This is a genomic window from Collinsella vaginalis, from assembly GCF_900176655.1.
In the GTDB taxonomy this organism is placed as follows: domain Bacteria; phylum Actinomycetota; class Coriobacteriia; order Coriobacteriales; family Coriobacteriaceae; genus Collinsella; species Collinsella vaginalis.
Genome location: NZ_LT838842.1, coordinates 148,753 through 167,732, shown reverse-complemented (window position 1 = coordinate 167,732; position 18,980 = coordinate 148,753). Strand labels below are relative to the sequence as shown.

17 protein-coding genes are annotated in these 18,980 nt (G+C 64.5%); 14 read left to right on the top strand and 3 right to left on the bottom strand.

Annotated features, from left to right (window positions below):
- Positions 1–67 precede the first annotated feature (67 nt).
- The 9 genes from CAP13_RS00665 to CAP13_RS00625 all read left to right on the top strand — a co-directional run bounded on the left by CAP13_RS00665 (position 68) and on the right by CAP13_RS00625 (position 7,761).
- Complete coding sequence (locus tag CAP13_RS00665) at positions 68–508, top strand: PTS sugar transporter subunit IIA (RefSeq protein WP_085829760.1); 441 nt, start codon at positions 68–70, stop codon at positions 506–508.
- Positions 508–792, top strand: a complete 285-nt coding sequence (gene yajC, locus CAP13_RS00660) for a preprotein translocase subunit YajC (RefSeq protein ID WP_085829759.1) — start codon at positions 508–510, stop codon at positions 790–792. The genes CAP13_RS00665 and yajC overlap by 1 nt, the downstream gene beginning before the upstream one ends.
- A 66-nt stretch (positions 793–858) precedes the next feature.
- The gene (gene agaV / locus CAP13_RS00655; RefSeq protein ID WP_085829758.1) at positions 859–1,341 is read left to right on the top strand and encodes a PTS N-acetylgalactosamine transporter subunit IIB; all 483 of its coding nucleotides are present in this window, start codon (positions 859–861) and stop codon (positions 1,339–1,341) included.
- A gap of 86 nt (positions 1,342–1,427) precedes the next feature.
- Positions 1,428–2,225 carry a PTS mannose/fructose/sorbose/N-acetylgalactosamine transporter subunit IIC gene (locus CAP13_RS00650; protein ID WP_085829757.1) on the top strand — a complete coding sequence of 266 codons (798 nt, stop codon included), beginning with the start codon at positions 1,428–1,430 and terminating at the stop codon, positions 2,223–2,225.
- A complete protein-coding gene (locus CAP13_RS00645; protein WP_085829756.1) occupies positions 2,215–3,294 on the top strand; it encodes a PTS system mannose/fructose/sorbose family transporter subunit IID in 1,080 nt (359 codons plus the stop codon). Before CAP13_RS00650 ends, CAP13_RS00645 begins: the two co-directional genes overlap by 11 nt.
- Before the next feature lie 137 nt (positions 3,295–3,431).
- Positions 3,432–4,163, top strand: a complete 732-nt coding sequence (locus CAP13_RS00640; RefSeq protein WP_085829755.1) for a GntR family transcriptional regulator — start codon at positions 3,432–3,434, stop codon at positions 4,161–4,163.
- 189 nt (positions 4,164–4,352) lie between these two features.
- A complete protein-coding gene (locus CAP13_RS00635) occupies positions 4,353–5,519 on the top strand; it encodes an SIS domain-containing protein (RefSeq protein WP_085829754.1) in 1,167 nt (388 codons plus the stop codon).
- Positions 5,520–5,634: 115 nt separating this feature from the next.
- On the top strand, positions 5,635–6,789 hold the full coding sequence (gene nagA / locus CAP13_RS00630) for an N-acetylglucosamine-6-phosphate deacetylase (protein WP_085829753.1): 1,155 nt from the start codon (positions 5,635–5,637) through the stop codon (positions 6,787–6,789).
- A gap of 30 nt (positions 6,790–6,819) precedes the next feature.
- Positions 6,820–7,761: a hexose kinase gene (locus tag CAP13_RS00625; RefSeq protein ID WP_085829752.1), complete on the top strand. Its 942-nt coding sequence runs from the start codon at positions 6,820–6,822 to the stop codon at positions 7,759–7,761.
- Positions 7,762–7,842: 81 nt separating this feature from the next.
- On the opposite strand, the gene CAP13_RS00620 is transcribed toward CAP13_RS00625, so the two are convergent.
- The 3 genes from CAP13_RS00620 to CAP13_RS00610 form a co-directional block, all read right to left on the bottom strand.
- The gene (locus tag CAP13_RS00620) at positions 7,843–9,459 is read right to left on the bottom strand and encodes a UDP-glucose--hexose-1-phosphate uridylyltransferase (RefSeq protein ID WP_085829751.1); all 1,617 of its coding nucleotides are present in this window, start codon (positions 9,457–9,459) and stop codon (positions 7,843–7,845) included.
- Positions 9,450–10,664, bottom strand: a complete 1,215-nt coding sequence (locus tag CAP13_RS00615; protein ID WP_085829750.1) for a galactokinase — start codon at positions 10,662–10,664, stop codon at positions 9,450–9,452. Before CAP13_RS00615 ends, CAP13_RS00620 begins: the two co-directional genes overlap by 10 nt.
- A gap of 63 nt (positions 10,665–10,727) precedes the next feature.
- Complete coding sequence (locus CAP13_RS00610; protein WP_085829749.1) at positions 10,728–11,801, bottom strand: aldose epimerase family protein; 1,074 nt, start codon at positions 11,799–11,801, stop codon at positions 10,728–10,730.
- Between the two features lie 181 nt (positions 11,802–11,982).
- Here CAP13_RS00610 and CAP13_RS00605 point away from each other — a divergent pair, with 181 nt between their 5' ends.
- The 5 genes from CAP13_RS00605 (at position 11,983) to CAP13_RS00585 (ending at position 18,446) form a co-directional block, all read left to right on the top strand.
- Complete coding sequence (locus CAP13_RS00605; protein WP_245798845.1) at positions 11,983–13,020, top strand: LacI family DNA-binding transcriptional regulator; 1,038 nt, start codon at positions 11,983–11,985, stop codon at positions 13,018–13,020.
- A 378-nt stretch (positions 13,021–13,398) separates the two neighbouring features.
- Positions 13,399–14,691, top strand: coding sequence for a substrate-binding domain-containing protein (locus CAP13_RS00600; protein ID WP_085829748.1), 1,293 nt, complete (start codon positions 13,399–13,401; stop codon positions 14,689–14,691).
- Between the two features lie 179 nt (positions 14,692–14,870).
- A complete protein-coding gene (locus CAP13_RS00595; RefSeq protein WP_085829747.1) occupies positions 14,871–16,379 on the top strand; it encodes a sugar ABC transporter ATP-binding protein in 1,509 nt (502 codons plus the stop codon).
- 15 nt (positions 16,380–16,394) lie between these two features.
- On the top strand, positions 16,395–18,044 hold the full coding sequence (locus tag CAP13_RS00590) for an ABC transporter permease subunit (protein ID WP_085829746.1): 1,650 nt from the start codon (positions 16,395–16,397) through the stop codon (positions 18,042–18,044).
- 102 nt (positions 18,045–18,146) lie between these two features.
- A complete protein-coding gene (locus CAP13_RS00585) occupies positions 18,147–18,446 on the top strand; it encodes a PTS sugar transporter subunit IIB (RefSeq protein WP_085829745.1) in 300 nt (99 codons plus the stop codon).
- Positions 18,447–18,980: the final 534 nt, after the last annotated feature.

Here is an 18,980-nt window from a genome sequence, read left to right as displayed (position 1 = left end):
AAAACTGATCACGTGGTTACTACCAGTTGCGGGAAAAACCGCAGCGCCAAAGGAAGGGGTGACGGGAATGATCGGATTCATCCTCACCGGTCACGGCCAGTTTGCAAACGGTCTGAAAAGCGCCATCGATATGGTTGCGGGCGATCAGCCTGCGTTCGAGATCGTTCCCTTCGAGGGGTCGGCGGCGGCCAGCTACGGCGACGACCTCCGCGCGGCCATCACCGCCATGCGCGCCGAGTGCGAGGGCGTCATCGTCTTCGTCGACCTCCTGGGCGGAACGCCGTTCAACCAGTCCATGATGATCGCCGGCGATATCGACAACGTCGAGATCGTCACGGGAACCAACCTCCCCATGCTCATCGAGCTCCTGCTCACGCGCTCCGGTGCCTCGGGTCTCGCCGACCTCGCCGAACAGGCTGTCGGCGTCGGCCAGGCGGGGGTCACGCACAAGAGCCTCGCCTCGCTCGCAGACGACGCCGAGGATGACTTCGACGAGGACGGCATCTAATGGCCGAGCTCGGTCCCAACATCCTCGCCTCCTCCATCGTCCTGCTCGCCCTGCTCGTCTTGTTGGGCGTTGCCTACACCATCTGGTCGCAGATCACGATGCGCAAGAAGCGCACCTACTTCAAGGAGCTGCACACCAAGCTCGCCCCCGGCCAGGAGGTCATGTTCGGCGGCGGCATCTACGGCACGGTGAAGACGGTCCTCGAAGACCGGGTCATCGTCGCAGTCCGCTCCGGCGCCGAGATCGAGGTATCGCGGTACGCCATCCAGCAGATCGACCGATAGCTTCACATTCCCCAACGTTTATCAGCCAGTTTTACGGTGTCCACAAACAAGAAAGGACGTATCGAAATGGCAGAGCCCAACATCCTCCTCACCCGCATCGACAACCGCCTGATCCATGGCCAGGTCGCAACCCAGTGGAACTCCACCATCGGGGCGAACCTCATCCTCGTCGCCAACGACGAGGTCTCTGAGAACACCATGCGTCAGAACCTCATGAAGATGGCCGCGCCCGCCGGCGTCGCCACCCGCTTCTTCTCGCTTCAGAAGACCATCGACATCATCGGTAAGGCCTCCCCGAAGCAGAAGATCTTCATCGTGGCCGAAACCCCCCAGGACGTGCTCACGCTCGTCAAGGGCGGCGTGCCTATAAAAAAGGTGAACATCGGCAACATGCACATGTCAGATGGTAAGCGGCAGGTCGCCACCACCGTGGCGGTCGACGACGCCGATGTCGCCGCTTTCCGCGAGCTGCAGGAAATGGGGGTGGAGCTGGAGATCAGGCGTGTTCCGAGCACGCCGGTGGAGGATACGGACAAGCTCTTCGCGTGAGGCACAGTGTTCTCGCGGTTCGGCGAACGCCGGCCGCACAGTAGATCCGTTTCGTTTCAAGGAAACACATTGAAAGGAGGAGCAAGATGGAAGCCTCGATTCTCCAGATCGCACTGATCTTCATCGTCACGTTCATCGCGGCCATCGATCAGTTCGACTTCCTCGAGTCGCTGTACCAGCCCATCGTTACCGGTGCTGTGATCGGCATGATCCTGGGCGATCTCCAGACCGGCCTCGTTGTCGGCGGCACCTATCAGCTCATGACGATCGGTAACATGCCGATTGGCGGTGCCCAGCCCCCCAACGCGGTCATCGGTGGCATCATGGCGGCGATCTTCGCCTGCTCGCTCAACATGGAGCCCAACGTTGCCGTGGCCGCTGCCATCCCGTTTGCTCTGCTCGGCCAGTACGGCGTGACCCTGTTCTTCACCCTGCGCGCCCCGCTCCTCGAGCAGTTCCGCTCCGCGGCGGTGAGCGCCGATCCCAAGCAGGTCACCCTGTGGACGGTCATCTCCGAGATCGTTCTCGGCCTGATCTTCGCCGTCATCGTGACCCTCTTCTTCATCGGCGGCCAGGCCTTCGGCCAGCAGATCGTCGACGCGATCCCCGAGTGGCTGAACATCGGCCTCTCCGCGTCCGGTGGCATGATGCGCTTCGTCGGCTTCGCCATCCTGCTGAAGATCATGATGAACCGCGATATGTGGGCCTTCTTCTTCATGGGCTTCGGCCTCGCCTGCATCATCTCGGCCATTCCGGCGCTCGCAACGCCTGCCCTGCTCATCCTTGCCTTCATCGGCTTCGGTATCGCCTTCTGGGATTTCCAGCAGCAGACCGAGCTGAAGGGCGCTCTTGCTGACGGAGGTGACATGGAAGATGGCATCTAATGAATTCGTCGTACCCGAGCGTTACGAGGATCTGACCCCTGCCCCGCAGGTTGATCAGGCCACGCTCAACCGCATGGCGCTCCGCTCCTGCTTCCTGCAGTCCTCGTTCAACTACGAGACCATGCAGTCCGGCGGCTGGCTCTTCGCCATGCTTCCCGGCCTTGAGAAGGTCCACACGAACAAGCGGGACCTCGCGGCGTCGATGTACCACAACCTGGACTTCATCAACACGCACCCGTTCCTCGTGACCTTCGTCATGGGCATCGTGCTCTCCCTTGAGCAGAACAAGGTCGACACCCAGACCATCCGCGCCGTCCGCATCTCCGCGGCCTCGCCGCTCGGCGGTATCGGCGACGCCCTGTTCTGGCTGACGCTCGTGCCCATCACGGCCGGCATCACCTCGAACATGGCGATCCAGTGCAACGCGGCTGCGCCGATCATCTTCCTGGTGGTCTTCAACATCGCTCAGTTCGCGCTGCGCTTCGGCCTCATGAACTGGGCCTACAAGCTCGGCACCACGGCTATCGACTCGCTCACGGCCAACATGCAGTCCTTCACCCGCGCCGCCTCCATCATGGGCGTCTTCATCGTGGGCTGCCTGACCGTCACCATGGGCGGCACACAGATCAACCTCACGATCCCGAACGGCACCACCCGCAGCCTCGCTGCGCACACGGTCGTCGTCTCCAACGCGGATGCCAAGAACTTCACCGACCTCGAGGGCATCGACACCGAGTCCGCTGAGGCCGGCGCCATCGCCATGACCGACACCAGCGACAAGGCCCTCACAGCCGCTGACGCCGAGGGCAACCCGGTCGAGACCGGCGTGGTAGACCTGGGCAACGGCATGAGCTCCGTCACCTACGCTGAGGTCACCGAGAGCCCGGTCGAGTTCTCCGTGGCGGACACCCTGGACACGGTGCTGCCCAAGCTCGTCCCGCTGTGCCTCGTGCTGCTGCTGTACTTCCTGTTCGCGAAGCACAACTTCACGCCCATCATGGGCATCGGCCTGATGCTCGCCATCGGCATCCTCGGCTCCGGCCTGGGGATCTGGCCCAGCATCTGGTAAGTTAGACTCGCATCCGGGTGCGCGCCCCGCGCGGTCGCGCGCATCCGGGTCACTGCTTGCATACGCGGCCGCGTGCCCGGTTGACCGGGTGCGTGGCCGCTTTTATCCAACGACGAGGTACACGGAGGAGAATGGTCATGGCGATGGGTGCACGGCGTCAGCCGCTTTACGACCAGCTGGTCGACATCCTCACCGAGAAGATCGAGCACGAGTTCCAGGCAGGTGACCTCCTGCCCTCCGAGCGCGAGCTCTCAGACCGCTACGGCCTCTCCCGCACCACGGTGCGCCTCGCCCTGCAGGAGCTCGAGCGTTTGGGCCTCGTGGTCCGCCAGCACGGCCGCGGCACCTTCGTCGCCGACCGTTCGGCTCAGACCAACCTCACGCAGGCGTACAGCTTCAGCGAGCAGATGCGGAGCCTCGGACGTGTTCCTGAGACCACGATCCTCGAGTTCTCAGAGATCGAAGCCGACAAGAACCAGGCTGAGCGCATGGGTCTGCGCATCGGGGATCGCATCTTCAAGCTCAAGCGCCTTCGCTCTGCCGACGGCATGCCGATGATGGTGGAACGCACCTATCTGCCGGTGCGGAAGTTCCTGACGCTCAAACGGCCCATGATCGAGCAGAAATCCCTCTACGACATCATCGAGCACGATTTCCGCGAGGAGATTCGCGTGGCGGAGGAGGAGTTCTTCGCGAGCATCGCCCGACCTGCCGATGCCCATCTGCTCGGTATCGCCGAGGGGGCTCCGGTGCTCGACCTCGTCCGCGTCACCTACACCATGAGCAACGAGGTCGTGGAGTACACGCTCTCAGTCGCACGTGCGGATAAGTTCAAGTACAAGGTCCTCCACCAACGGAACGCGTCGTAACCCGTCGATCCTCGGCCCGCGATGGGGTGCGTCCCGGTGGGCCGGTCCCACGGTCTGTCGTCTGACCGCTCAGTGGTCGTGACATGCCGTTCACTGATTTGTATGGCCGTTTCAAACTGGTTACTACCAGATTACCAATTTTCTCCTATACTACGAGGTGGACGAAGTTTCTCGAGAGAAAGGTATGAGATGTTTGAGAAGTCGATCGAAGAGCTGAAGAGCTGGGGAGCCGACATCACCACGGGGGAGATCAAACAGCAGCCAGAGCTGTGGCGTGACTGCGTCAACATCTACCGTGAGAACAAGGACGCCATCGAGGCCTTCCTCGCCGAGGCCCGCGCCATGGGCGACGGCCGCCTCACCGTCGTCTTCGCAGGTGCCGGCACCTCCGATTACGTGGGCGACACCGCGGCTCCCTATCTCCGTCACGCCGGAGACCGCTCGCTCTACGAGTTCAAGGCCATCGCCACCACGGATATCGTCTCCGCCCCCCGCGACTTCCTGAACCCCGACGACCCCACGCTGCTCGTATCTTTCGCGCGCTCCGGCAACAGCCCCGAGAGCCTGGCTGCCGTCGAGGTCGCCCGCACCTACATCAAGAACGTCAAGTTCCTGAACATCACCTGCGCGCCCGAGGGCAAGCTCGCCCAGGAGAGCAAGGGCGATCCGGACGCCCTGACCCTGCTCATCCCCCGCGCCAACGACCGCGGCTTCGCCATGACCGGCAGCTACACCTGCATGACCCTGCTCACGACCCTCATCTTCGACACTGCCTCAGACGAGCAGAAAGACGCTTGGGTCGAGACGGCGGCCGCCATGGGCGAGCAGGTCGTCGCCCGCGAGGCCGAGGCCATGCAGTTCCTGCTCACCGATTACGATCGCGTGACCTACCTCGGCTCGGGCTCCTTCGGCGGCCTCGCGCAGGAGGCCCAGCTCAAGATCCTCGAGCTCGCGCACGGCCTCATCGCCACCTCCTATGACACCACGATGAGCTACCGCCACGGGCCCAAGTCCTTCGTGGACGACTGCACCCTCGTCTTCGTCTTCGTGAGCAACGACCCCTACACCCGCCAGTACGATCTCGACCTGCTGAACGAGGTCAAGGCCGACGGCATCTGCAGCAAGGTCGTGGCAATCCAGCAGGACGCCGGCGAGCTCTTCGACGGCGAGTCCTTCACCTTCGCGGGTTTCGACACCCTGCCCGAGGCCTACCTCGCCCTGCCGTTTATCATGGTGGGCCAGTCAATCTCCCTGCTCAACTCCGTGCGCGTCGGCAACACGCCCGACACGCCGAGCCCGACCGGTCAGGTCAACCGCGTCGTCCGCGGTGTGACGATTCACCCGTTCACCGCGTAGGCTGCGGGGTAAGCTAACGTCACGGGCCCGCCCTCTGTCTCCGGACGGGGTGGGCCCGTATTTCGTGAGGCAATGGGGCGGAGTATGTCCCATCAGACGCAAGGAGGATGTTCCCATGAGCACCTATGCGATAAAAGCCGATATCTTCTACCTGCCCACCGGAGCCGTGCGTGGTGGGTACCTCATGGTCGAGGACGGCGTCTTCGGCGAGCACCTGGGCCCGGACGCGGTCGTGGAGTGCGAGGTCCTCGACTACACCGGCTACCGCATCGCCCCGGGCTATGTCGACACGCATATCCACGGATTCGACGACCACGACGTCATGGACTGCACCTGGGAGAGCGTTGACGCCATCTCCCGCGGCATCCTGCGCAACGGCGTGACGTCCTGGCTGGCAACCACGCTCACCGCCACGACCGAGCAGCTTGAGGAGGCCTGTCGCGTGGTGGGGGAGCACGCCGGTTCCGAGGAGGGCGCCCGCATTCAGGGCATCTTCCTCGAGGGGCCGTTCTTCACCGAGAAGCACAAGGGCGCCCAGAACCCCGACTACCTCTGCCCGCCCTCGATCGAGAAGCTCGAGCGCTGGCAGAAGGCCGCGCGCGGCATGGTGAAGAAGATCGCCATCGCCCCGGAGTATGAGGAGAGCCCTGCGTTCACCGCCGCGGCCACGGCCTCGGGCGTCGTCGTGGCGCTCGGCCACTCCGATGCGACCGTGATCGATGCTTTCCGATGCCTCGCGGCTGGGGCCTCCGTCTTCGTCCACACCTACAACGGCATGAGCCCGCTGCACCACCGCGAGCCGGGCATGGTGGGCGCGGCCCTCGTGAGCCGCGACGCTTACTCCGAGCTGATCTGCGACGGCCACCACGTGAACCCCATCGCAGCCAAGCTCGTCGTGGACGCCAAGGGATACGACCACGTCGCGCTCATCACCGATTGCATGCGCGCCGGCGGCATGCCCGATGGCGACTACAAGCTCGGCGAGCTTCCGGTGATCGTCGAGGGCGGCACCGCGCGCCTGAAGGACGGCGGCTCGCTCGCCGGCTCGATCCTGCGCATGAAGGACGCTGTCAAGAACGTCGTCGACTGGGGCATTGTGAGCGCGTCCGAGGCCGTGTACATGGCGACGCAGGCCGCCGCCGAGAGCGCGGGCATCGCCGACACCTGCGGCTCGATCCGCCGGGGTCGCGCCGCCGATTTCGTCGTCCTCGCGCCTGATATGGAGCTCAAAGAGACCTATCTCGGCGGCCAGAGCTTCTATCAGGCGTGACAGCGTCCGATCCTATGTGAAAGGAACCCCATGATCCTCACGGTGACCTTGAACCCCTCGATCGACACGTCGTACCAGATCGATCACCTGCATATCGATGACGTGAACCGCGTCATGCCGCATCGGACCGCCGGGGGAAAGGGGCTGAATGTCAGCCGCGTCCTCACCCAGCTGGATGACGAGGTGCTCGCCACCGGTTTCATTGGCGGGCATCTGGGTGAGGCGCTCGCGGACCTCATGGATGCCGACGGCATCCCGCACAGCTTCACGCCGATCGCAGGCGAGACCCGTATCTGCATCGCCGTGCTGCATGAGGGGAACCAGACCGAGTTCCTCGAGCACGGCCCGGAGATCAGCGCTAACGAGTTGGAGTCCTTCCTCAACCACTTCGCTGATCTCGCCGCCACCGAGGACTGCGGTGCGGTGACGCTCTCGGGGTCCCTCCCGGCAGGCGTGCCCGCCGACGTCTACGCGGGTATGGTGGCCCGGGCGGCCGAGGTCGGCAGGCCCGCCCTGCTCGACACCTCGGGAGCCGCCCTTGAGGCCGCTCTCGTCGCGCCGGCGAAGCCAACGCTCATCAAGCCGAACCTCTCGGAAGTGAACGGCTTGTTGGAAACCTCCTTCACCCCCGATGACCTCGATCAGCTGCTCACCGCCCTCGAGGACGACGAGCGCTTCGACGGGATACCGTGGGTCGTCATCACGATGGGCGGGGCCGGTGCCGTGGCGCGGCACGGGGAGCACGCGTATCGTGTGGTGATGCCGAGCATCCCGGCCGTGAACGCGACCGGCTCGGGTGACTCCACGATCGCGGGCTTCGCCCATGCGATCGCCCGTGGTGCCGAGGACGAGGAGGTTCTGCGCATGGGGAGCACCTGCGGCAAGCTGAACGCGATGGACCCCCAGACCGGCCATCTGGTGATGGAGCGCTGGGACGAGGTGTACAGCGCTGTGGAGGTCAAACCTCTGTAGACGGTGCAGAACAGTTAGTGGAAAAGAAGACGGGGCCCGCGAGGGCCCCGCCGTGCTTTGGAGGAGGTTGCAGGTCGCCCGTTACAGAGCTGCGAGGAGCCGATGCAGCGCGGCTCGTCCTCCCTCATCCCACTTGAAGACGCCGGCGTCCTCAAGCACCTGGGAGAACACGAGCCCAACCTCATCCTTGATGACGGCGTCGGCGTCCTCGGAGGCGAGCTGCGGATGACGGCGGGCCACCTCGAGCGCCCAGGCCGCGTGCGGCGCGGTCAGCGGGTCGTCCTCAAGCGCCTGAGCGAGGTCCTCGCTCGAGCTGCCACCCGCCTGCGCGGCGAGCAGCCGCTTGCGCACGGCGTCGAGCTCGTCCACCAGTCGCGGCGGCAGGATGGCGAGGCCCATGACCTCGATGAGGCCGATGTTCTCCTTCTTGATGTGATGCAGGCCCGCATGCGGGTGGAAGACCCCGAGCGGGTGCTCAGGGCTCGTGATGTTGCAGCGGAGCGCCAAGTAGGCGGTGTAGAGGCCGTGCTCCATCCTGACAACCGGCGTGATCGTGTTGTGCGGTGTCCCGTCCGCGCCGTGCGCGATGACCCCTGCGCCCTCGTCGGTCCAGTCGCGCCAGACGGCGAGCACGCGATCGCTCGCGTCGAGCAGGGCGCTGCGGTCCCGCGAGCGCAGCCTGAGCACGCTCAAGGGCCATGTGAGCACCTCGCCGGTTACATTCGCATGACCCGGCAGCTCGAATGTCTCGGCCGCTTTGGCGCGCATCATCGGGAAGGTGTGCAGCCCGCCCTGGAAGTGGTCGTGCGAGAGGATCGATCCGCCCACGATCGGCAGGTCGGCGTTCGAGCCCACAAAGTAGTGGGGGAGGTAGTCGACGAAATCGAGCAGGCGGGCGATGTTCTCGCGGTCCACATGCATGGGCCGATGCGCGGGGCTCATGGCGATGCAGTGCTCATCGAAGTAGGCGTAAGGGCTGTATTGGAGACCCCACACCTCGCCTCCTAGGTCGATGGGTACGATCCGCAGGTTCTGACGGGCCGGATGCGCTCCGCCCGCGTCGGCGGCGGCGCGTCCCGGGTAGCCCTCGTTCGTCATGCAGAGCTGGCAGGCCGGATAGGCCGCCCCCTGCGCGGGCGTTGCCCCGGCGGCGGCGATATCGCGCGGGTCCTTCTCGGGTTTGGAGAGGTTGATGGTGATCTCGAGCTCGCCCCACCGCGTGGCCACAGCCCAGGCCACATTCCGTGCGATGGCGGCGCGGCGCACGTAGCCGGCATCGCAGCAGAGCTGGTAGAACCAGTCCGTGGCGGCTTGGGGCCCCTCGGCACCGTGGCGGTAGACGAAGCCGTCGGCAACCACGGACGGGCGGGGCATGAGGGCGCCCATGGCGGCCATCGACGCGCGGTCACGCCCGCCGGCGGTATCCTCCACGCTGCCGGAGCCGACTGCGACCTCAGCGAGGACCGCGAGGGCCTCCTCTAGGTCAAAGGAGGCGGTGGAGCCGGCATGAGCCTCCCAGCTTTCATGTGGCCCGGGACCTGCGGCGCCCACCGCGGAGAGCACGGCGTTGTAGGCCCAGCGCCTATCGGCGGTCTCGACCATGCCGACGCGCACCGCATAGTCCACGAGCCCTTCGATGACCTCGCGGCCCTGCGTTGTCTCCTCAGCGGTGCCCTGCTGACCATCGGTTACAGCCATGCGGCATACGCCCCCTTTTCGGTGATGGCATAGCGACGGCAGGAGCCCGCTCCGAGCCAGCCGTCCATGCGCGCGATGAACTCATCAACCAGATCGGTCGGGACGAAGCACTGGATGGAGCCTCCGAAGCCGCCGCCATGGATGCGCGCGGCACCGCGACCGGCGAGCATGTGCTCGGCGAGGCCGAGGGCCACCATGGCGTGCTGCTCGCGCACGTCGTGCCCGGGGACCGAGACGTTCTGCAGGAACATTGCGGAGCTTGCGCCCGAGGCGCGTGTGAGCGCGAGGAAGCGCTCGATGTCGCCGGCGTTGAGCGCCTCCCAGCGCTGGTCGACGAGGCCGTTCTCATACCAGTAGTGGATCGCGCGCAGCACGGCGCGGTCACCGAGTTTCTCGCGGAGCTCGTCCACGCGGTCGTCAAACGCCGCAGGGTCGACCTCGCTGAGGCGGGACTTGCCGAACGCGGCTGCTACTGCCTGCATCTCCTGGGGGATCGCGGCGTACTCGTCGGTGAGGTCGGCGTGGTCGCTGCCCACCTTCACGAGGCAGAGCGCGTAGCCGGCGGTCTCGAAATCGAGGTCGAGCTTGGCGGTCTTGGGCTCGGCCGCATCGGCGAAATCCATGTAGGCGAGGCCGCCCAGGCAGACGGCGGCCTGGTCCATGAGGCCGCAGGGCTTGCCGAAGAAGCAGTTCTCAGCGAACTGGCTCATCTTGGCGAGTTCGATGGGGGCGATCTCCGGGCCCTCCCAGAGCGCCTCCATCGCGCGGCCGTAGGCGGCCTCGACTGCAGCTGAGCTGGACAGACCGCCACCTGCGGGAACGGTGCAGATGAAGGCAAAATCGAAGCCGGTGGGCGTGCGCCCGGTCGCGGCGAGCTGGTTCGCCATGCCACGCAGCAGGGCCGCAGAGGTCTCGCGCTCGTCATCGCGGGCCTCCAGGCTGTCGAGGGTGATCTCGAAGGTGGGGAAGCCCTCGTCGGCCACGCGGATCGTGTCAGTGCCGTTCGCCACCGCGATGCCCTCGACTGCGACGTCGAGCGAGCCGGCGATGACATGCCCGCCCTCGTGGTCGGTGTGGTTGCCGGAGATCTCGGAGCGGCCCGGCGCATGCACGTAGAGCGGGCGCGCCCCGGGGGCGGGCTCGCCGAATTCCTGCGTGAAGAAGGCGAGGGCGCGCTCGGCGGCTGCTGGGATGGTGTCGGTCATGGGGATCCTTTCTCGTTGCCCCGAGGACGGGGCGCAATGAAACCGGGTGGAGACTTCCCGCCGCTAGGGGCACGTGGTGAAGCGGTAGATGATGCGTTGGAGATAGGGAGCATTCGGGGTGCAGACCGGGTGGGCCCAATCCGCGTGGTGCACGTTGTCGGGGTAGAACTCGGGCTCGAAGGCGAAGCCGTCACGCGGTCCGAAGCTGATGCCGTCCTTGGCGTTCCGATCGTCGAGCCAGTTGCCCGTGTAGAGGTGGGCGCCGGGGGCGGTGATGTCGATTTCGAGCGTGCGGCCGGAACGGTCATCGTGCGCGGTCAGCGCCGGACGCGGTGCTGATCCCAGCGCGTAGCCGTCAACGCACAGACAGTGGTCGTAGCCTCGCCCCCGGCGAAGCTGCTCATCGGCCGTCTCGATATCGGCACCGAGACGCTTGGGAGCGCGGAAGTCGAAGGGTGTACCCGCGACGGGCTGCACCTCGCGGGGGGAGACGCTGTCCTCGCGCACGGGAAGGTAGCTTGCGGCGGGGATGGTGACGGCCGCGTTGAGCGCCGAGCCCGAGCCGATGCCGCCGAGGTTGAAGTAGCTGTGGTTCGTCATGTTCACATAGGTGGGCGCATCGGTCTCGCAGCCGTGCGTGAGGGTGAGCGCCGCGCCGCCTGCGATCTCGCTGAGCGTGTAGGTCGCCGTGAAGGTGCGGTTTCCGGGGAGCCCCAGCTCGCCGTCGGTGAGGCGGCAGGTGAAGCGCACCGTGTTGGCCGCCTCGTCAACGTCAGCGTTCCAGATGCGCTTGTGCAGGCCGCACTCAAGGTCGGTGTGGAGGTTGTTAGCGACGTCCGGCCCGTCGTTTTTCGGGAGGTGAAAGATGCGGTCTCCCATGGGCACCTCGGCTCGGTCGATGCGGTTTGCGGACGGGCCGATGGTCCCGCCGTAACAGGCCGGGTTATCGAGGTAGCCCTCGAGCCGATCGAAGCCGAGCGCGATGTCGGCCACGGTTCCTGCCGCGTCAGGGGAGAGGACGCGCACGAGGGTGGCGCCGAAGTCCATCACCTGGATGCGCACGGACCCCGCGGAAAGCGTGAAGAGCGTGACGGTGCGGCCGTCTGAGGTGCATCCGAACAGTGCCTGATCGATCATACCCGTTCCTCCCATGGGTTTTACCGGCTGGGGAATGCGGTCCTTGCGAACCCACCCTTGGAATGTTAACGTACTCAAAAGAAGCTGTCATGGGCTTTCCCACTTTCTTGCGACTGGTCGAAATCAGGCGGCAGACGGTCGATCGGCACAGGGCGTGGTAACGCCGGCGGGAGGAGGAGCAATGGATCGGACGGATCAGGGGCACACCCCCGGGCACGGTCCGCGGGGCAGCGGCGCCGTCTCCATGTCCGATGTCGCGGCGGCGGCGGGCGTCTCCCAGCAGACGGTCTCCCGAGTCGCCAACGGCATGCCCAATGTGAGCGAGAAGACCCGCGAGCGGGTGCTCGCTGCCATGCAGGAGCTGGGGTTCCGCCCCAACTACGCGGGCCGATCCCTACGTGGGGGCCGGTACCGCGCCATCGGGCTCTGCGTGTACGACATCACGAAGATCGGCAACCTCACCATGCTCGACGGCATCCTCGCCGCCGCCCGCAAGCGGGGCCGCGCCATCACGATGATCGAGATGCGCGAGGACGAGGCCTTCTCGCTCGCTGAGGCGTCCCACCGCATGGCGGCCCTGCCCGTGGACGGCATGATCATCGGCATGAGCCGCATGGCCCCTGATTTCGAGACGTTCATGCCCCAGCCGGGCATGAGCACGGTCATCGTCACCATGTACGCCCATCCGCGTTGCACCACGGTGGACTCCGACCATTACGGCTGCTCGCACTTGGTCATGGAGCACCTCTTCGAGCACGGCCATGAGCAGATTCGGTTCGTGGGTGGACCTGATTTCTCCATCGACTCGCAGTTCCGCGAGGCGGGGTGGCGCGACGCCCTCGCCAGCCGAGGGATTGAGCCCGTGGAGCCCCTGCGCGGGGACTGGACGGCGAACAGCGGCTACGAGGCCGGGGTGAAACTCGCCCGTGATCGCGCGGCGACGGCGATCTACGTCGCGAACGATCAGATGGCCCTGGGCGTCATCGCGGCCCTGCGTGAGGCGGGCCGACGCGTCCCCGAGGACGTGAGCGTCGTCGGGATCGATGACTCGCTGGTGGACACGATCCCCAACGTGGAGCTCACCACAGTCAGGTTCGACCTGCGCGAACGGGGGCAGGCCGTCTTCGAGCACGCTATGCACGAGCCGGAGCGTCAGCCCTATACGGTGCGCATCCCGGGCACCCTCATCAGGCGCCGGACGGTGGCCGACCGCGCTTGATCGGCGCGCGCAGATCGCAGCATCTTGCGCGAGGTTCGATCAGGGACTGAGGGCCTCTGAGACACGAGATCCCTATGTGTTTGTTTTCGCGGACCTATGGGATTGTTGCCGTGCGCCCATTCTCTGAGTTAGCACCATCTACTAGCTGGGGTGATGACCGCCCGCGTCAAAAACCTGACCGTTTGGCGATGGCGGGGCGGCCGTCAGGCACGCATCCCTTCGTTGGGTGTTAACGTTACCATCATCAGGTCGGCGACGGGGTCGCAAGGCGTGTGGGAGCGTTCTTTGGACCCCCGGTCCGAGCGGATATGGCGGTGCGCAAGCGCCGTCTCTATCAGCAGAGGTGCACGCGGTGCACCACAGAAAGGGGCAGTTCTCATGGGAATGTCACGTCGTCAATTTCTGCAGGTCTGCGGTCTGGGCGCCGCGGGCGTCATCGGTGCCGGCGCCCTCGTGGGCTGCGGCGGCTCCGGTAGCTCCACCGAGGCCGGCAGCAGCTCTGCCGCATCGAGCACCGCGAACGCTGATAAGCCGGTTGTCTTCTACAACCGCCAGCCGTCCAACAGCTCCACGGGCGAGCTCGATATGACGACCCTGAAGTTCAACGACAAGACCTACTACGTCGGCTTCGACGCCAACCAGGGCGGCGAGCTGCAGGGCCAGATGATCGTCGACTACATCAAGGCAAACATCGACACCATCGACCGCAACGGTGACGGCGTCATCGGCTACGTCCTCGCCATCGGTGACGTGGGACACAACGACTCCATCGCCCGCACCCGCGGCTGCCGCAAGGCCCTCGGCACGGCTATCGAGAAGGACGGCAACGTCGTCTCCGAGGCCGCCGGCACCAACACTGACGGTTCCGCCACGGTCGTCCAGGACGGCGAGATCGAGGTCAACGGCAAGAAGTACACCGTTCGCGAGCTCGCCTCGCAGGAGATGAAGACCACCGCCGGCTCCACCTGGGACGCGCCCACGGCCGGCAACGCCATCGGCACCTGGTCCGCCTCCTTCGGCGAGCAGATCGACATCGTCGTCTCCAACAACGACGGCATGGGCATGGCCATGTTCAACGCCTGGTCCAAGGAGAACAAGGTCCCGACCTTCGGCTACGACGCTAACTCCGACGCCGTCGCCGCCATCGCCGACGGCTACGCGGGCACCATCTCCCAGAACCCCGCCGTCCAGGCCTACCTCACCCTGCGCCTGCTCCGCAACTCCCTTGACGGCGTCGACATCGAGACCGGTATCGGCACCAAGGACGACGCGGGCAACGTCATCTCCGAGGACGACTTCAAGTACAGCGAGGAGGATCGCTCCTTCTACGCGATGAACCTGACGGTGACCTCCGACAACGCCGACAAGTTCGCCGACGCCACGGCCCTCTACGACACGGCCAAATCGCAGCTCGACGAGTCCAAGAGCCCCAAGAAGAAGGTCTGGCTCTCCATCTACAACTCCGCGGACAACTTCCTGTCCTCGACCTATCAGCCGCTGCTCCAGGAGTACGACGACCTGCTCAACCTCGAGGTCGAGTACATCGGCGGCGACGGCCAGAGCGAGTCCAGCATCACCAACCGCCTCGCCAACCCGGGCGAGTTCGACGCCTTCGCCATCAATATGGTGAAGACCGACAACGGCGCCTCCTACACCTCCCTGCTTAAGTAGGGACGTGTGCGCGGCCTGATGCGGGCAAGCTAATGTGACGGTCCAAGGGGGAGAAGGGTCTTTCTCCCCCTTGGTTTTGGATATGCAGTGTCGGACAGTTTTCTGTGCCGAAGCCGACCGCGGGCGCGACCCCGGTTGCAGCCAAGGCGGGAACTTCGGAGAAAACTAGGGGTGAGAACATGACAGATTCGACATCGGACATCGTCCTGTCCATCAAGGGGATGAGCAAGACCTTCGGACGCAACCGCGTGCTGGACCACATCAGCCTCGACGTGCGCCGCGGCAGCGTGATGGGCCTCATGGGTGAGAACGGAGCCGGCAAGTCCACGATGATGAAGTGCCTCTTCGGCACCTATCAGAAGGACGAGGGCTCCATCATGCTCGACGGCAAGGAGATCAGCTTCTCCGGCCCGAAGGACGCCCTCGAGAACGGCATCGCCATGGTGCACCAGGAGCTGAACCAGTGCCTGGAGCGCAACGTGGTGGACAACCTCTTCCTCGGCCGCTATCCGGTGAACGCGATGGGCATCGTGGACGAGGGCCGCATGCGCAAGGAGGCCAACGAGCTCTTCCGTCGTCTCGGCATGACGGTGAATCTCTCGCAGCCAATGCGCACCATGTCGGTCTCGCAGCGTCAGATGTGCGAGATCGCCAAGGCCATCTCCTACAACGCCAAGGTCATCGTTCTCGACGAGCCCACCTCCTCGCTCATGGCGCAGGAGGTCGACAAGCTCTTCCAGATGATGCGCATGCTGCGCGAGCAGGGGATCGCCCTGATCTACATCTCGCACAAGATGGATGAGATCTTCGAGATCTGCGACGAGGTCTCGGTGCTGCGCGATGGCAACCTGGTCATGACCAAGCGCACCGATGAGACGAATATGAACGAGCTCATCTCCGCCATGGTGGGCCGCTCGCTCGCCCAGCGCTTCCCGCCGGTTGACAACGAGCCCGGCGAGCCGATCCTCAAGATCCAGCACCTCTCCACCAAGTTCGAGCCGCATCTGCAGGACATCTCCTTCGATGTCCGCCGGGGCGAGATCTTCGGCCTCTACGGGCTCGTGGGCGCCGGTCGCACCGAGCTGCTCGAGACGATCTTCGGCATCCGCACCCGTGCGGCGGGTCGCGTGTACTTCCGCGACCGCCTGATGAACTTCAGCTCAGCTCGCGACGCCATGGACCACGGCTTCGCCCTCATCACAGAAGAGCGCAAGGCCAACGGACTGTTCCTGAAGGGCGATCTGACCTTCAACACGACGATCGCCAACCTCGATCAGTACAAGAGCGGCGTCGCGCTCTCGCAGGACAAGATGGTGCGCGCCACGAACCGCGAGATCAAGCGCATGAGGACGAAGGCCATGGGCCCCGACGACCTGATCTCGAGCCTGTCGGGCGGCAACCAGCAGAAGGTCATCTTCGGCAAGTGGCTCGAGCGCTTCCCGCAGGTCTTCCTCATGGACGAGCCCACCCGCGGTATCGACGTGGGCGCGAAGTACGAGATCTACGAGCTCATCATCGATATGGCCAAGCAGGGCACGACGATCATCGTCGTCTCCTCGGAGATGCCTGAGATCCTGGGCATCACGAACCGGATCGGCGTCATGTCGAACGGGCATCTGTCGGGCATTGTCGAGACCAAGGCGACCAACCAGGAAGAGCTCCTGCGCCTGAGCGCCATGCACCTGTAAGCGAGGAGAGGAACTATGGCTTCAACGAAAATTCTCACCGTCGAGGAGGAGACAGCCCTCCTCCAGCCGATTGACGCCTACGTCAGCGGCATCCAGCAGAAGATCGACGCCCTGCGCGCCGAGGGCACGACCAAGATCGTCTCCCTGCAGTCGAGCATCGACGCCGCCAAGGGCGATCGCGTGCTCACCCGCGAGGAGCGCGATCAGCAGGTGGCGGGCTACCAGGCTGAGATGGCCGTGGCCAAGAAGGTGGAGGCCGCCAACAAGGACGAGATCGCCAAGCTGATCGCCGATGCCGAGGGGTACCTCAAGCAGCACTTCGACGCCGAGTACCTGAACCCGGTGAAGGCGAGCTGCGCGGCTGAGCGCGAGCAGGCCAAGGTCGACTACCAGAAGCGCCTCGCCGAGGTTGAAAGCGAGCACAAGAAGCTCGTCAGCGGTCTCACCGATCAGCAGGAGATCAAAGAGGAGAAGTACGTCCACAAGAACAAGCAGTTCGATGCGAAGGTCTCCTACCAGCAGGAGCTCCAGCGCATCAAGGATCGCGAGCACGAGGCGTTCACCTACCGCTACCACCTCATCGACCTGCTCCGCATGTCGCGCTTCACCTTCGCCGAGAAGATGGCCCAGCGCTGGGAGAGCTACCGCTACACCTTCAACCTGCGTGACTTCCTGCTGAACAACGGCCTCTACATCGCGATCCTGCTCGTGTTCGCGATGCTCTGCGCCGTCACCCCGGCCGTGAAGGGCACGCAGCTCCTCACGATGCAGAACATCCTGAACATCCTGCAGCAGGCCTCGCCGCGCATGTTCCTGGCGCTCGGTGTCGCCGGCCTGATCCTGCAGACGGGTACCGACCTGTCCATCGGCCGCATGGTCGGTATGAGCATGGTCGCCTCAACGATCATCATGCACCAGGGGCCCAACACCGGCACCTTCTTCGGTATCGCGTTCGACTTCTCGGGTGTGCCCGTCGTCGGCCGCATCGTGCTCGCCCTTGTTGTCTGCGTCTTCCTCTGCACGGCGTTCTCCGCGATCGCGGGGTTCTTCACCGCGCGGTTCAAGATGCACTGGTTCGTGTCCACGATGGCCAACATGCTTATCATCTTCGGTATCGTGACCTACGCGACCAAGGGTGTGTCCTTCGGCGCCATCGAGTCCACCATTCCCGACCTCGTCACCCCGCGCGTGAACGGGTTCCCGACGATCATCCTTTGGGCTATCGCGGCTATCGCCATTGTCTGGTTCATCTGGAACAAGACCACCTTCGGTAAGAACATGTATGCGGTGGGCGGTAACCCCGAGGCCGCGTCGGTGTCCGGCATCAATGTCTTCGCGGTTTCCGTCGGTGCCTTCCTGCTCGCTGGCATCCTGTACGGGTTCGGCTCCTGGCTCGAGTGCATCCGCATGGTGGGCTCCGGTTCTGCGGCCTACGGCCAGGGCTGGGAGATGGATGCCATCGCGGCATGCGTGGTTGGCGGCATCTCGTTCACCGGCGGTATCGGTAAGATCTCCGGTGTCACGGTCGGTGTGCTGATCTTCACCGCGCTTACGTACTCGCTGACGATCCTTGGTATCGACACCAACCTGCAGTTCGTGTTCTCCGGCGTCATCATCCTCATCGCCGTCACGCTCGACTGCCTGAAGTACGTCCGCAAGAAGTAGCGCTGCCCCCGGGAGGCCGGTCGGCGGGTGTGGGGGAGGCCCTATGTCCGGTGACCGGTCTTCCGCTTGTTCAGAGTTGGGATCCTGCGAGGAGGAATTGCCGTGAAGAAGATTCTCGTCTGCTGCAACTCCGGCGTCTCGACGAGCCTCTTGGTTGCGAAGATGAAGCAGGAGGCGGAGGACCGCGGTCTTGATGTCGACATCGAGGCCAAGCCGCTTGCCGATGCCGTGGGGCTTCTCGCCGGGGCGGATGCTGTCCTGTTGAGCCCGCAGATCGGGTTCGCCCAGGGGAGCATCCAGGAGGTCTCGGATGTGCCGTTGGCGGTCATCGAGCCCGATGTGTACGCGCGCGCCGACGTCGGTGCCATTCTCGACAGCGCCGAGGCCCTGCTGAACGCGTAGGCGCTTTGCATTGATGGCGGCTGCCAGAGCCACATGAAACATAGAATTCAATCCGCCCGGCCCATGCGGTTCCCGCATGGGCCGGGCGTCCGTTTCTCGGATATCAAGAGGCTGCCATCATTGAGTGCGGTTGGTTCGAAAAGCGATGGGCACATTCGCAGACGTCGTTGAGCCCCGCAGACGCAGAAAACTCTTGCGGTGGCCAAAAAGTGCATCGAGGATGTAATTCTGCCTCCTTTCAAAAACGGTTCGCCGGTAGAAACTGTCCTCAAGCGCTTTTGAGAGTTGGGGTGCAGCTTAATTTAGATACGAATAGATGAAATCGTACATTTTCATTTCAAGCAACGCTGAGTATCTGAGATCCGGATACAGCCTCAAAGTGATTTTTGGCCACACGGGCGAAATCTCATGTATTCGAGCGCTTCTCCGCCGAGGGAGTAATTTGGGACCACAGGGCGAAAAGCCGCGCCCGTATTCCTCCCGAAACGATATCGTTGGCCCACTATGTATTGTATTTGCGGCAACACGGCACTT